At 72.7% G+C, this 13,180-nt stretch carries 14 protein-coding genes; 2 read left to right on the top strand and 12 right to left on the bottom strand.

The window, feature by feature from the left end; genetic code table 11:
• Positions 1–19: 19 nt before the first annotated feature.
• The 6 genes from ACIBG7_RS36755 to ACIBG7_RS36780 form a co-directional block, all read right to left on the bottom strand.
• A complete protein-coding gene (locus ACIBG7_RS36755) occupies positions 20–913 on the bottom strand; it encodes a diacylglycerol kinase (protein WP_397339241.1) in 894 nt (297 codons plus the stop codon).
• A gap of 9 nt (positions 914–922) precedes the next feature.
• Positions 923–1,717, bottom strand: a complete 795-nt coding sequence (tatC, locus tag ACIBG7_RS36760; RefSeq protein WP_397339242.1) for a twin-arginine translocase subunit TatC — start codon at positions 1,715–1,717, stop codon at positions 923–925.
• Between the two features lie 63 nt (positions 1,718–1,780).
• Positions 1,781–2,107: a Sec-independent protein translocase subunit TatA gene (tatA, locus tag ACIBG7_RS36765; RefSeq protein ID WP_397339243.1), complete on the bottom strand. Its 327-nt coding sequence runs from the start codon at positions 2,105–2,107 to the stop codon at positions 1,781–1,783.
• Between the two features lie 71 nt (positions 2,108–2,178).
• Complete coding sequence (locus tag ACIBG7_RS36770) at positions 2,179–2,328, bottom strand: hypothetical protein (protein ID WP_357930338.1); 150 nt, start codon at positions 2,326–2,328, stop codon at positions 2,179–2,181.
• Positions 2,325–3,293, bottom strand: a complete 969-nt coding sequence (locus ACIBG7_RS36775) for a WYL domain-containing protein (protein WP_357930341.1) — start codon at positions 3,291–3,293, stop codon at positions 2,325–2,327. The genes ACIBG7_RS36770 and ACIBG7_RS36775 overlap by 4 nt, the downstream gene beginning before the upstream one ends.
• Positions 3,290–4,234, bottom strand: a complete 945-nt coding sequence (locus tag ACIBG7_RS36780) for a helix-turn-helix transcriptional regulator (RefSeq protein ID WP_397339244.1) — start codon at positions 4,232–4,234, stop codon at positions 3,290–3,292. Before ACIBG7_RS36780 ends, ACIBG7_RS36775 begins: the two co-directional genes overlap by 4 nt.
• Positions 4,235–4,272: 38 nt before the next feature.
• Between ACIBG7_RS36780 and ACIBG7_RS36785 the strand changes: the two genes are divergently transcribed.
• Complete coding sequence (locus tag ACIBG7_RS36785; protein ID WP_397339245.1) at positions 4,273–5,343, top strand: DUF3866 family protein; 1,071 nt, start codon at positions 4,273–4,275, stop codon at positions 5,341–5,343.
• Positions 5,344–5,552: 209 nt separating this feature from the next.
• A complete protein-coding gene (locus ACIBG7_RS36790; protein ID WP_397339246.1) occupies positions 5,553–6,758 on the top strand; it encodes a monooxygenase in 1,206 nt (401 codons plus the stop codon).
• 4 nt (positions 6,759–6,762) lie between these two features.
• Here the strand turns inward: ACIBG7_RS36790 and ACIBG7_RS36795 are convergent, their stop codons facing one another.
• The 6 genes from ACIBG7_RS36795 to pafA form a co-directional block, all read right to left on the bottom strand.
• Positions 6,763–7,245 (bottom strand): DUF3291 domain-containing protein, encoded by a 483-nt coding sequence (locus ACIBG7_RS36795; protein ID WP_397339247.1) that lies wholly within the window; start codon positions 7,243–7,245, stop codon positions 6,763–6,765.
• Positions 7,246–7,258: 13 nt separating this feature from the next.
• Entirely contained in the window at positions 7,259–7,906 is a 648-nt protein-coding gene (locus tag ACIBG7_RS36800) for a helix-turn-helix domain-containing protein (protein ID WP_357930354.1), read from the bottom strand.
• A gap of 17 nt (positions 7,907–7,923) precedes the next feature.
• A complete protein-coding gene (locus ACIBG7_RS36805) occupies positions 7,924–9,720 on the bottom strand; it encodes a PP2C family protein-serine/threonine phosphatase (protein ID WP_397339248.1) in 1,797 nt (598 codons plus the stop codon).
• A 67-nt stretch (positions 9,721–9,787) separates the two neighbouring features.
• Positions 9,788–10,738: an FKBP-type peptidyl-prolyl cis-trans isomerase gene (locus tag ACIBG7_RS36810; protein WP_397339249.1), complete on the bottom strand. Its 951-nt coding sequence runs from the start codon at positions 10,736–10,738 to the stop codon at positions 9,788–9,790.
• Between the two features lie 93 nt (positions 10,739–10,831).
• Positions 10,832–11,743, bottom strand: coding sequence for an FKBP-type peptidyl-prolyl cis-trans isomerase (locus ACIBG7_RS36815; protein WP_357930360.1), 912 nt, complete (start codon positions 11,741–11,743; stop codon positions 10,832–10,834).
• A gap of 78 nt (positions 11,744–11,821) precedes the next feature.
• Positions 11,822–13,180: a Pup--protein ligase gene (gene pafA / locus ACIBG7_RS36820; protein ID WP_357930363.1), complete on the bottom strand. Its 1,359-nt coding sequence runs from the start codon at positions 13,178–13,180 to the stop codon at positions 11,822–11,824.

The following is a 13,180-nucleotide window of genomic DNA, read 5'->3' on the forward strand; positions in this document are numbered from 1 at the left end:
CTGACCGACGCGGGCGCCTTTACAAAGTAAGTACGCTGAGAGCTGCCGGAACGGCCTCGCACAAGATCGGCCCCGGCCCCACGCGCTCGCCGTCGGCGTAGGCCACCACGTCCGGCGCCTCCAGCAGCACCCGCTTGGCCCGCCGCGTGGTCACCGCCGGATGGGTGGTGTGCGTACCCCGGTAGACGCGCGGGAAGGCCCGCACGAACGCGCCCTTCGGCACCGCCCCGAGGATCGTCACGTCCAGCAGCCCGTCGTCGAACCGCGCGTCCGGGCAGACCTTCATCCCCGCGCCGTAGGAGCTGGTGTTACCCACCGCGACCAGCATGGCCTCCAGCTCCAGCACCTCGGCCCCGTCGTCCAGTTCGACCCGGAACGGGATCGGCTGGAACTCGCGCAGCTCCTGGGCCAGTGCCAGCAGGTACTTGGCCATGCCGCGCGGCCAGGTGAGCCGGTTGGCCCGCTCGTTGACCCGCGAGTCGAAGCCGCAGCACACCACGCCGGCGAACCACTCGCTCTCGCCGCCCGCCTCGACGCGGGCCGCGTCCACCGTGCGCGCCCGCCCGCCCAGCACCACCTCGGCCGCCGCGATCGGGTCACGGTACGGCAGGCCGAAGGCCGTGGCGATGTCGTTGCCGGTGCCCGCCGGGATGATGCCCAGCGGCACCTCGCTCCCGGCCACCGCCTGGACCGCCAGATGCACCAGCCCGTCACCGCCGAAGGCGACCAGCGCGTCGGGCCGCTCGGCGACCGCCGTACAGGCCCGGTCGAGCGCGTCGGCGGCGCTCTCACCCACGATGACGCTCACCTCGGCGCCCCGCGAGCGCAGATGACGCACCACCGGCTCCAGCAGGCGCACCGCCGCTCCGTTGCGGGCGGTCGGGTTGGCAAGCAGGGCGATCTGGGGAGACACGCCCGAAACCTACCGGTTGTCGTCGGACAGATCCAGAGGCGAGATCTCGTCGTCGTCCAGCGCCGAGTAGTCGTCCGGGTCGGCCGGCAGCCGCCGCTCGCGGATGAACATGAACAGCTCGGCCACCGAGTACAGCACCAGCATCGGCACCGTCAGGGCGAGCATCGTGAAGATGTCGCCGCCCGGCGTGATCACCGCGCTGAAGACGAACAGCAGGAAGACCGTCGTGCGCCGGTGCTTGGCCAGCGTCGCCCGCGGCAGCACCCCGATGACGTTGAGGAAGACCAGCAGCAGCGGCAGCTCGAAGGAGACGCCGAACACCAGCAGCATGATGACCCAGTAGCTGAGGTACTCGTCCATCTCGATGAACGGCAGGGCGCTGTCGGGCATGAAGCCGAGCAGGAAGCCGAGGCCGGTGTCCATCACCAGGTAGGCGAAGACCGCGCCGACCAGGAACAGCGGCACGGCGATCGACAGGAAGACGATCGTGTGCCGCTTCTCGTTGCGGTAGAGCGCCGGGGTGACGAACTTCCAGACCTGGTAGAGCCAGACCGGCGAGGACGCCACGACGCCCGCCAGGGCCGCGACCTTCAGGTTGACGAAGAACGACTCGAAGACCCCACGCACCGCGAAGGTGCACTCGGGCCGGACCTTCTTGGAAATGTCGAGGCTGCAGTAGGGCTCGCTCATGAAAGCCCAGATCGGGTCGAAGAAGATCAGCCCGACGACGGTGGCGAGCGCAAGGGCCAGCACCGAGACGACCACCCGGTTGCGCAGTTCGCGCAGGTGGTCCATGAGCGGCATGCGCCCCTCTTCATCGGGCCGTGAGCCGGAACTCGATCTCTTGAGCAGCGCCACGACCCGATCCTACGCGTGCTTGTCGCTCTGCGCGGCGGCGCGCAAGCGGGCCGCCTCCTCCTCCAGCCGGCGAGCCTGCTCCTCCGGCGTGAGCACGGGAGCGGCCGGCGGGATCTGCGGCTGCGCGGCGGGCTGGTGCGGGGCCGGCTGCGGCTGCACGGTCTGGGCCTGCACCACGGTGGTCTTGTCTTCGTCCGACGTCATCATGCCGCTGGTCTCGGACTTGAAGATGCGCAGCGAACGACCCACGCCACGCGCCAGGTCCGGCAGCTTCTTGCCGCCGAACAGCAGCAGCAGGACAACCAGGATGACGATCCACTCTGGTCCGAAGGACATCGGCATACTTCCTTACGAATGAGCGCGAGGTGCTTTCTCAGCCCCGATCGTACGCTGCCCGGGCCGTGCTCTCATCCCTCTGCTGGCCTGTTTGTCCTAATTCTCTCACCAGCCGCGGCGATTTCCCTGTTCAGGCCCCGTGCCGCAACCAGCACGCGGGCTCCGAGCACGCCCAGCACCGCCATCCCGGCCAGGGCGCAGCCGGCGAGGATCCAGATCATGGGGCAGAAGAGTACAGGGCCAGCGCCCGCTCGGCCTCGCCGCGCACCTTGGCGGCCAGGCTCTCCGGCGAGACCACCCGGCCGGTGTCGCCCAGGCGCAGGGCCAGGCGCAGCACCCACTCCTCGTCGCGGGCGCGCAGCGTGATCCGCAGCCGCCCCTCCCCCAGCTCGGCGACCTCTTCGTAGGGGTAGTACTCCGCGACCCAGCGTCCGGCGGCGGTGACCTCCAGCTCGACCAGTTCGTCGGTGGGCGAGGGACGGAAGACGCCCTGGGTGACGTCGATCGGCTCGGCCTCGGCGGGCGGGTCGGCGGGGGTGTCGAGCACCTCCACGCCCAGCATGCGGTCGAGCCGGAACAGCCGCATGCCCTCGGCGCGGTAGCACCAGCCCTCCAGGTAGCTGCGGCCGTCGGCCATGACCAGCCGGGTCGGGTCCACCTCGCGCGGCGTCACCTCGTCGCGGCCGGGCACGTAGTAGCGCAGCGACAGCCGCCGCCCGCGCACCAGCGCCTCGCGCACCCTGGGCAGCGCGTCGGGCGCCGCCTCCACGTCGACGGCGACCTGGCTGCTGACCGCCGCCGCGCCCGCGCCGGCCGCCTGCTCCAGCTTGGCCACCACGCGCGGCAGCGCGTCGCCTTCGAGACCGGGCCCGATCACCGGGGTGGCCGCGAGCATGCGCAACGCCACCAGCAGCGCGCTGGCCTCGTCGATGCCCAGCCGCAGCGGCCGGGCGATGGTGTCGGCGTTGTCGATGACGATCTCGCCGCCGTCCCACGACACGTCGATCAGGTCGCCGGGCGTGTGCCCGGGCAGCCCGCACATCCACACCAGTTGCAGGTCGTCGATGAGCTGCTTCTCGCTGAGCCCGAAGACCTCCGCCACCTCGCCGACCTGCGCCCCGGGGTGGGACATCAGGTACGGCACCAGCGCCAGCAGCCTGGGCAGCCGGTCGGCCGCGCCGCTCATGCCAGGGCTCCCTTCAACCGGCGGATCACCGCGTCGCGCGCGTCGGGCGGCTCGGCCACCCGCACGTCCGCGCCCAGGCTGGCCAGCCAGCCGGCCAGCCGCTCGGGGTCACCGAAACGCAGCTCCACGCGATCCCATCCGTCGGCGTTCTCGTGTACGGCTCGCGCCACCTGGCGCAGGCCCTCGCAGGTGCCCCGCCGTACCAGCAGGACGGCGGTGCGCTCCTCCATCGGCTCGTCGGGGAAGCCGACCAGCTCGCGCAGGTCCACCCCCTCGGGCACGCTCACGCTCGGCCCGCGCAGCGTGGCGACCTCGCCCAGGATGCGCGAGAGCCGGAAGGCGCGCGGCGCCTGCCGGTCGCGGTCGAAGCCGGCGAGGTACCAGCGGCCGCGCCGGGAGACCACGCCCCACGGCTCGACCGTGCGCGTGCGGACGTTCTCGCTGCCGGAGCCGCGGTAGTCGAAGCGCACCACCTTGCGGTCGCGCACCGCCTCCCACAGCGCCGGGAAGGCCGGGTCCTTGGTGTCGACGCGCAACTCCAGCGCGCCGCCGAGGGCCTGCTCGGTCTGGACGCCGCCGGCCCGCAGCTTCAGCAGGGCGCCGGAGGCCGCCTCGGCCAGGCTCGCCCGCTGCCACACCTGCGCCGCCAGGCCCAGCACCGCCGCCTCGTCGGGCTCCAGGGTGATCTCGGGCAGCTCGTAGGCCTGCCGTTCGATCCGGTAGCCGGGCTCGTCCTCCCACGGATCGCGCAGCACGTCGATCGGGATGCCGATCTCGCGCAGCTCGTTCTTGTCGCGCTCGAACATCCGCTGGAAGGCCTCGTCGCTCTCGCGGTCGTAGCCCGGCACGGCCTGGCGGATCTGCTCGGCCGACAGGGGACGCCTGGTGGCCAGCAGGCAGATCACCAGGTTCAGCAACCTCTCGGTCTTCCGCCGCGACATCCGCCCCCTCCTTCGCCAGTGACGCTACCCTGCCCTGCGTGATCAGATGGCGCAGAGGCGAGGTCGTGGAGATCCGGCGCGAGTGGCCGGGAGCGGTGGAGCTCGTGGCCGGCACGGCGGACGGGCCGGTGCGGGCCCTCGCCTATCCGGCTCTGGTGGGCCGCCCCGAACCCGGTGACGAAGTGCTGCTCAACACGACCGCGCTCGCGATGGGTCTCGGTACGGGAGGTTACGCCATGGTGGTGGCCCTGCCGAACCGTTTGCCGGAAGATCCATCCGGTCCGGGCCACCTGGTGAAGGCCCGGTACACCCCGTTGCAGGCCACGGTGCTCGGCGCGGACGAGCAGGACTCGCCCCACCACGAGGTCCTGCGCGAGGCCGATTCGCTCGACGGGATGCCCGTAGTGGTCGCCGACCTGCACTCGGCGCTGCCGGCGATCCTGGCCGGACTGCCGCGTACGGCTCGCGCCGTGTACGTGATGCTGGACGGCGGCGCGCTGCCGGCGTGGTTCTCGATGTCGTGCGCGCAGCTCAAGGAGGCGGGCTGGCTGGCGGCCACGGTCACCGTGGGGCAGTCGTTCGGCGGCGACCTGGAGACGGTCACCACGCACACCGGCCTGCTGGCCGCCCGGCACGTGCTGGACGCGGACGTGGCCATCGTCACGCAGGGGCCGGGCAACCTCGGCTCCGGCACCCGGTGGGGGTTCTCGGGAGTCTCGGCGGGCGAGGCGGTCAACGCGGCGGCGGTGCTCGGCGGGCGGCCGGTGGCGGCGCTGCGGGTCAGCGAGGGTGACGCGCGGGAGCGGCATCAGGGGGTTTCGCACCACTCGCTGACCTCCTACGGGCGGGTGGCGCTGGCCCGGGCGCGGGTGGCGGTGCCGGAGCTGGGCGGGGAGTTCGGGGCGCGGGTGGCGGCCCAGGCGGCTGCGCTGGGCGAGCGGCACGACCTGGTCCCGGTGCCGGTGGACGGGCTGCGCGAGGCGCTGGAGGCGGCCCCGGTGCGGCTGTCGACCATGGGGCGGGGGCTGGACGGGGACGAGGCCTACTTCCTGGCCTCCGCCGCCGCCGGCCGCCTCGCCGCCGGCCTCCTCCCCCGACCGAAAGCCTGAGGCCGGCAGCAGGCTGAGGCGGACAGGCTGAGGCAGGCAGGCTGAGGCAGGCAGGCTGAGGCAGCCGGGCGGGCAGGCAGGCGGGCAGGCAGGCGGGCAGGCTGAGGCGGGCGGCACCTTGGGGTGAGGGGACGGGTCCTCCTCAGGTCTGAGACGGTCCATCCCTTCGCCCGACGACATCCCCCACCCCGCCGGGAGATCGTGGGTCCATGAGACGGATCATCCTCGCGACCGCCACCGGGCTGGTTCTGACGCTCGCGGCCGCCTGCGGTACGACCGCCCCCGGCCAGAAGGCCGGCCAGGCGAGCCGGCCCGCCGGGCAGCCCGCGCAGAGCGGCCAGGCCGAGCACGGCGGACTGCACGGGACGACGCCGGCGGCCACCCCGGCCGCCGAGCCCCTGCGCGCGGGCGAGCGGTTCCAGACGCTCAGCATGCCCGCCGCCCACACCCCCAAGCCGCCCGGCGGCGGCACCGACGAGTACCGCTGCTTCCTGGTGGACCCCGGCGTGACCGCGCCGGACACCTACCTGACCGGCACCCAGTTCGTGCCCGGCAACACCGCGATCGTGCATCACGCGATCTTCTTCAGCCTCGACCCCGCCAAGACCGGCCCCGCTCGCGCCCTGGACGCCAAGAGCCCCGGCGAGGGCTGGACCTGCTTCGGCGACGCCGGGCTGAACGAGAGCGACTGGATCGGCCACTGGGCGCCCGGCACGAACGAGGTGCTCCTCGACCCCAGCCTCGGCTACCCGCTCAAGCCGGGCAGCGCCCTGGTGATGCAGATCCACTACAGCACCCTGGCCATGGCCGGCGCCGAGCCCGGCCCCGACCGCTCCAGCGTGCGGATGCGCCTGGCCACCGGCGCCCGCACCGCGCTGCGCACCGAGACCTACCCGGCCCCGATCGAGCTGCCGTGCACCGCGCAGGAGAAGGGCCCGCTGTGCGAGCGCGAGGCGGCCGTCGCCGACGTGGGCAAGCGGTTCGGCGCCGACGCCGCCGACCGGGTCGGCTTCCTCAGCCACATCTGCGACGGCGGCAAGCCCAAGTCCGGCCCCGTCCAGGCCTGCGACCTGCCGTTCGAGCGGCCGATGAGGATCCACGCGCTGGCCGGGCACATGCACCTGCTCGGGCGTTCGATCAAGGTGGAGCTCAACCCCGGCAAGCCCGACGGCCGCACCCTGCTCAACGTGCCGGAGTACAACTTCGACAACCAGGCCATCCAGCCCCTGCCCGAGCCGGTGGCCGTCGGCAAGGGCGACACCATCCGGGTCACCTGCACCCACGACGCCGGCCTGCGCGCCCAGCTCCCCCTGCTCAGCAAGCTGCCGCCGCGCTACGTGGTCTGGGGCGAGGGCACACAGGACGAGATGTGCCTGGGCATCCTGGTGACCTCCGCGGGCAAGCCGGCCGCCTGAGCCGCTAGGCCGGGGCGGCGGCCGGCAGTTCCCAGGAGTCGCCGAGGTCGGCGGCGTCGTGGAAGTCCTTGTAGGTGAAGGCGAGCGGCCCGGGGCCGCGGGCGCGCAGGTGCTCCAGCCGGGCGATCCCCTCCGCCAGGGAGGGGATCACGCCTTCGGGCACCCACCAGAGCACCGCGTTGGCCCCGCCGCCGGCGTGCTCGAACCACTCGCGGCGGCGGCGCAGGAAGGCGAGGTGGGCGCTCTTGTAGATGTAGTTCCAGAGCGCCTCGCGCGAGGTCCAGATGGAGTAGGTGACCGCGAAGTCGCCGAGGTCGTGCTCGACCAGGGCGGTGGGGTCCTCCTCGCTGCCCTTCAGCCGCCAGACGAAGCCGGGGTCGCGCTCGGCCAGGCCGTTGATGGTCTCCAGGTTGTTGACGAAGTCGGCCATCTCGGGCCGGTCGATGGGGTAGCGCAGGCGCGCGACGTTGAGCTGGGCGAGATGCATGCCGCCTACTATGTCAATTTTCGTTTGTTTTAGAAAGTCCCACGCAGCACTCCCCCGGTCTCGGATCCAGCACCGCGCGCTCCGGGTCCTCGCCCAGGCCGGTCAGCAGGCCGCGGCAGAGCGCCAGATTCACCGAGCAGACCAGCAGCGGATGGGCCTCGGCGGCCACGTGGAAGGGGCAGTTGCGCAGCCGTACCCGTTCGCCGTCGGCGTAGGGCTCGTAGCCGCGCTCGCGCAGCACCTCCTCCACCGGCCGGCCCGCCGCGGCCCGGCCGAGCCGCTCGCCGAAGCGTCCGGCCACCCGCTCGGCGCGCTCCTCGCCGTCCAGCTCCATCAGCGTCTCGGCCAGCAGGTCGGCGAGGATGCCGTAGTCGCGCGGCGGCAGGCTGACCACCCGCTCGGCGCGGGCGCGGCGGTAGACCTTGGCCGGGCGCCCGCTGCCCGGCCCCTTGCGCTCGGGGGCGCGGAAACCGCTCTCCAGCAGGCCGGCCTCGACCAGCTTGTCCAGGTGGAAGGCGGCCAGGGTGCGGGAGACGCCCACCGCCTCGGCCGCCTCGGCGCGGCCCACCTCGCCGCCGCTGGCCGCCACCAGCTCGTACAGGCTCCGCCGTACCTCGTCGTGCAGGGAGGCCAGGCTCCGCAGGTCGTCGTCGCCGCTCACAGCGGGAGTCTACGAGGCTAGAGCACCATCAGGGCCAGCAGGCAGACGTCGTCCTCGGCGCTGGCGGCGTCCAGCTCGCGCAGCACGTAGTCGATGCCGTGCTCGGGGTCGGCGCCCACCAGGCCCTCGGCCGCGGCGGCGGCCTTGACCAGCGCCCGCATGCCCTCCTCCACGTCGCGCCCGCGGCGCTCGACGATGCCGTCGGTGTAGAGCAGCAGCAGGTCGCCCGCTTCGAGCTGGGTGCAGCGCAGGCTGTACTCGGTGCTCTCGAAGGCGCCGAGCATGGTGCCGCGCTCGGCCTCCAGCAGGCCCGCGCGGCCCCGCCGTACCAGCACCGGGTTGGGATGGCCGGCGTCGGCCCACGCGAGCGTACGGCAGGCCGGGTCGAAATGCCCGATGATCGCGGTGCCGGTCGCGGTGACCCCCGGGTTGGCGTGGTACATCAGCTCGTTGAGCCAGGTGGCGAGTTGGTCGGCGGGCGCGCCGGTGTAGGCCAGCCCCGCCAGGCCGCTGCGCATGGTCGCCATCAGCCCGGCGGCGGCCAGCCCGTGCCCCATCGCGTCGCCCACGGCCACCAGCACCCGCCCGTCGGGCAGCGGCCGGGCCTTGAACCAGTCGCCGCCGAGCCGGTCGGCCTCCTCGCCCGGGTGGTAGCGCAACGCGATCCGCAACCCCGGCAGGTCGATGACGCCGCGGCGCACCGGCAGCAGCACGTCCTGGAGCCGCGCGGCCACCCGGTGCTCCTCCTCGGCCCGGCGCTTGGCCAGGTCGGCCCGCTCGTGCGCGACGGCCAGGGCGCGCTCGCGGCGGCGGAGGCCGGTGACGTCCTGGGCCATGATCCGGATGGCGACCGGCAGCCCGTGCCCGTCGAGCACCGGCTCGCTGACCAGGCGCAGGTGCCGCACCCCGTGCCGCTGCTGCAGGCGGTACTCGGTCTCGATCGCCTCGCGGTCCTCCAGCAGGGTGCGCATCTGCTCCTCCACCAGCGGCTGGTCCTCGGCGACCACCCGGGCGGGCAGCTCGTCCAGCGACAGCGGGCCCTCCTCCGGCTCGCGGCCGAACATCTCGTAGATCTGCGGCGTCCACAGCGCCCGGCCGGTGGCCAGGTTCCACTCGGCCCAGCCGAGCTCGGCGATGCGCTGGGCGCGCTCCCAGCCGGCCACCAGGCGCTCCTCGTCGTCGTGGGTGTCCCAGGCGACCAGCAGGCCGTCCTCGACGCGGACCGCCCGCACGGTGATCGAGGCGGGCCACAGCAGCCCGTCGCGCACCTCCACGTACTCGAACGGTCCCCGGCGCAGCCGCTCACCGGTGGCGTAGACCCGCAGGTACTCGTCGAACAGCCCGGAGCGGGCCAGCCCGGGGTTGAGGTCCAGGACGCGCCCGCCGATCAGGTAGTCGCGCCCCCGGCCGGTGACGTCGGTGGCCACGTCGTTGGTCCCGGCGACCACGAAGTCCACCACCCGCTCGGCCGGGTCGCGCACCGGGGTCAGGTAGGCGGCCGACACGTGCACGGCCTGCAGGGCGGCCAGCAGCCAGCGCGGCACGTCCTGCTGCGGAGCGTGCGGCGGCGGGCCCATCTCGCCCTCCAGGGTTTTCGCCACGTCGACCACGTCCATGCCGCTCTCCAGCGACAGCCGGACGAGTTGCGCCTCGGCCTCGGCGGGCAGCACGTCGGTCCTGGCCGCCAGGTGCGCGATGGCCCCGGCGGTGGCCGCCTCGCCGCGCATGCGGGTGCGCAGTTCGGCCAGGCGCCTGCGGATGAACGCGGCGGTCGCCCGGCTCTCGGCCGGGGTCTCGCGCGGATTGGCGGTCATTGCCCTATCCCTGCCCACCTGGAGGCGGTCAGGCGGCAGCGCGGACCAAGGTTCGGCCCGCGAACGGTCAATAGGCGGCCAGCACGTCCATGACGAAGACCAGCGTGTCGTCGCCTCGCACGCCCTGCGCGGGCAGGCCGGCGGCGCCGTACCCGAGGGCGGGCGGCACGATCACCAGCACCCGGCTGCCGACCGGGACTCCCAGCAGGGCGCGGTCCCAGCCGGCGATCACGTTGCCGACCCCGATGGTGACCGCCTTGGGGCGGCTGCGCGTCCAGGTGGACTCGAAGGGGCGCCCGTCGCGCCAGACGGCTCCGCTGTAGTGGGTGACGACGAGCTGCCCGGCCTCGACCCTGGGCCCGCTGCCCCGGCCGAGCACCGCGGTGGCGAACCCGGGGGCGGGAGCGGCCGGGATGCTCAGCTCGGGCGGCGTCCCGGGCGCGACGGTGACCCCGCCCAGCCGGCCGCCCGGCGCCCCGATCACCGTCTCGCCCGGGCCGTGCACTCCGAGAATGTCGATCACGTAGAAGAGCTCCGGGCCGGGCCGGAGCGTGGCGTCGTCGTCCTCGGCCCCCTCGGTGCTCCCGGTGCTCCCGGCGGTCGGCGTCGCGCCGGCGGAGGTGACGGCGGCGGCCTCGGCGGCCGGGATCAGGGCGGTGACGCGGCTGCCCACCCGCCGGCCCAGCAGCGCGGCCTCCAGGCCGGGCAGCAGCTCGCCGAGCGGGAAGACGGCCGGGACGCCCCGGCGGAAGCTGGAGTCGGCCACGCGGGCGCCCAGCTCGTCCCAGGTATGCGCGGTGAAGTGCACGATCGCCGTCTCACCGGCGGCGACCGGCCTGCCGTACCCCTCGGAGACGAGACCGGAGCGGGCCTGCCCGGCGGGGCCGCCGGAGGGGAAGACGACCGTCGGGACGGCGCCGAACGCGCCGCTCACCCGTAACTCCCCGGCCGGCGGGCTCGCGGCACAAGCCGCGAGCACCAGCAGGAGAACGACGATCACGGGCCCGCGGCGACGCATGGCCCGTGATCATATCCGCCCGCGGCTCAGCCCGCGAAGACCGAGCTCAGCCCGCGTAGAGCAGGCCCAGCCCGCGTAGAGCACGCCCCAGGCTCAGCCCGCGTAGAGCACGTCGATCAGGAAGACGAGGGTGCTGTTGGCCGGGATGCCCTCCCGCGCCTGCGCGCCGTAGCCGAGGTCCGGCGGCAGCACGAGCAGCACGCGGCTGCCGATCGGCACGTCCTTCAGACCGGCCTTCCAGCCGGGCACGAGCTGGTCGAGGCCCATCTCCAGCGGCTGGCCGCGGTCCCAGCTCGAGTCGAACTGCTTGTCGGAGCCCCAGAGCTTGCCGATGTAGTGCGCGATGATCTGGTCGGTCTCGGTGACCTTGGCGCCGTTGCCCTTGATGATCGTCCGGACGAGCAGTTCCTTCGGCGCGGGCAGGTCGGTCTTGGTGGTCAGCTTCGGCGCCTGGTCACCGCCGGGGTTGACCACGGTCACGCCGTCGGCCGTCTCCTTGGTCTCGGTGCCGGAGGCCGCCTTGGGCATGAGGCCGATCGGGTCGAAGACGAACACCTGCGTCAGCGACGGGTCCTTGCCCTGCTTCTTGGCCTCCTCGGCCTCCTCCTTGGTCAGCGCGTCCGGCGCGACCACGGCGAGGAAACGGCCACCCGGCTTGCTCTTGGTGAACCCCTCGACCAGCACCTTGGGCAGGTTGTCGTCGATCTTGATCGGCGCCGGCGACTTGGAGGTGTAGGAGGAGACCTCCTCCTTGTTCTCCTTGCCGTCCCAGTTCCAGATCGTGTAGTGGGTCATCACGGTGTCGCCCTTTTGCAGCGCCGCGCCGTTGCCCGGGTTGAGGATCTGGTAGGACGAGGCCTTCGCCGGGTCGCCCGCCGGGAACGTGGCCGCGGGCTTGGCGCCCAGCGCACCGCTCACCTGCAGCGAGTCAGACGATCCTGAGCCGCCGCAGGCGGCGGCGAAAAGCAACGGCAGAGCGGCCAGTACGGCCAGGCGGCGGCGCATGGGTGTCATCCTCGGAAAGGGTCGGCGTCAGTCCCGCGTACCCTACCGGACACCCGTGTCAGCCCCGGATAAACGCCGCTACATCCCCGCTATGAGTTTGTCCACCCTCTCGTCGACGCTCCGGAACGGGTCCTTGCAGAGCACGGTGCGCTGCGCCTGGTCGTTGAGCTTGAGATGCACCCAGTCGACGGTGAAGTCGCGGCGCTTCTCCTGCGCCTTGCGGATGAACTCGCCGCGCAGCCGCGCCCGCGTGGTCTGCGGCGGCACCGACTTGGCCTCGAAGATCTTGAGGTCGGAGGCCACCCGCTCGACCGCGCCGCGCTTCTGCAGCAGGTAGAACAGGCCGCGCCGGCGGTGCACGTCGTGGTAGGCGAGGTCGAGCTGCGCCACCCGCGGCGAGGACAGCGGCAGGTCGTACTTCTTGCGGTAGCGCTCGATGAGCTGGTATTTCGTCACCCAGTCGATCTCGCGGCTGACCAGGTCGAGGTTGCCCGTCTCGACCGCGCGCAGCGTGCGCTCCCACAGCTCCAGCACCCGCCGGGCCACCGCGTCGCCGCCGCGGCGGTCGACGAAGTCCTTGGCCTTCGACAGGTACTCCTGCTGGATCTCCAGGCTGGAGGCCTCCCGGCCGTTGGCCAGCCGGACCCGCCGCCGGCCGGTCATGTCGTGCGAGACCTCGCGGATGGCCCGGATCGGGTTCTCCAGGCTCAGGTCGCGCAGGACCGTGCCCGCCTCGATCATGCGCAGCACCAGGTCGGTGGCGCCGACCTTGAGCAGCATCGTGGTCTCGCTCATGTTGGAGTCGCCCACGATGACGTGCAGGCGGCGGAAGCGCTCGGCGTCGGCGTGCGGCTCGTCGCGGGTGTTGATGATCGGCCTGGACCGGGTGGTCGCGCTCGACACGCCCTCCCAGATGTGCTCGGCGCGCTGCGAGACGCAGTAGACCGCGCCCCTCGGCGTCTGCAGCACCTTGCCCGCGCCGCAGATGATCTGCCGGGTGACCAGGAACGGGATCAGCACGTCGGCCAGGCGGCCGAACTCGCCGTGCCGCCCGACCAGGTAGTTCTCGTGACAGCCGTAGGAGTTGCCGGCCGAGTCGGTGTTGTTCTTGAACAGGTAGATGTCTCCCGCGATGCCCTCTTCGCGCAGCCGCTTCTCCGCGTCGACCAGGAGGCCTTCGAGGATCCGCTCACCCGCCTTGTCGTGGGTCACCAGCTCGATGACGTTGTCACACTCGGGGGTTGCGTACTCGGGATGGCTGCCCACGTCGAGGTACAGACGTGCGCCGTTGCGGAGGAAGACGTTGCTCGATCGGCCCCAGGACACCACTCGCCGGAACAAGTAACGCGCGACCTCGTCCGGCGACAGCCTGCGCTGCCCCCGGAACGTGCACGTCACGCCGTACTCGTTCTCCAGCCCGAAGATGCGACGATCCAT

This window comes from Nonomuraea sp. NPDC050328 (assembly GCF_044459405.1).
In the GTDB taxonomy this organism is placed as follows: Bacteria; Actinomycetota; Actinomycetes; order Streptosporangiales; family Streptosporangiaceae; genus Nonomuraea.

What these genes read in the sequence shown, in the direction of transcription:
- tatC (WP_397339242.1), bottom strand. Translation starts at nt 1,717, where the DNA reads ATGCCGCTCATGGACCACCTGCGCGAACTGCGCAACCGGGTGGTCGTC.
- tatA (WP_397339243.1), bottom strand. Translation starts at nt 2,107, where the DNA reads ATGTCCTTCGGACCAGAGTGGATCGTCATCCTGGTTGTCCTGCTGCTG.
- ACIBG7_RS36770 (WP_357930338.1), bottom strand. Translation starts at nt 2,328, where the DNA reads ATGATCTGGATCCTCGCCGGCTGCGCCCTGGCCGGGATGGCGGTGCTG.
- ACIBG7_RS36775 (WP_357930341.1), bottom strand. Translation starts at nt 3,293, where the DNA reads ATGAGCGGCGCGGCCGACCGGCTGCCCAGGCTGCTGGCGCTGGTGCCG.
- ACIBG7_RS36780 (WP_397339244.1), bottom strand. Translation starts at nt 4,234, where the DNA reads ATGTCGCGGCGGAAGACCGAGAGGTTGCTGAACCTGGTGATCTGCCTG.
- ACIBG7_RS36790 (WP_397339246.1), top strand. Translation starts at nt 5,553, where the DNA reads ATGAGACGGATCATCCTCGCGACCGCCACCGGGCTGGTTCTGACGCTC.
- ACIBG7_RS36795 (WP_397339247.1), bottom strand. Translation starts at nt 7,245, where the DNA reads ATGCATCTCGCCCAGCTCAACGTCGCGCGCCTGCGCTACCCCATCGAC.
- ACIBG7_RS36805 (WP_397339248.1), bottom strand. Translation starts at nt 9,720, where the DNA reads ATGACCGCCAATCCGCGCGAGACCCCGGCCGAGAGCCGGGCGACCGCC.
- ACIBG7_RS36810 (WP_397339249.1), bottom strand. Translation starts at nt 10,738, where the DNA reads ATGCGTCGCCGCGGGCCCGTGATCGTCGTTCTCCTGCTGGTGCTCGCG.
- ACIBG7_RS36815 (WP_357930360.1), bottom strand. Translation starts at nt 11,743, where the DNA reads ATGCGCCGCCGCCTGGCCGTACTGGCCGCTCTGCCGTTGCTTTTCGCC.
- pafA (WP_357930363.1), bottom strand. Translation starts at nt 13,180, where the DNA reads ATGGATCGTCGCATCTTCGGGCTGGAGAACGAGTACGGCGTGACGTGC.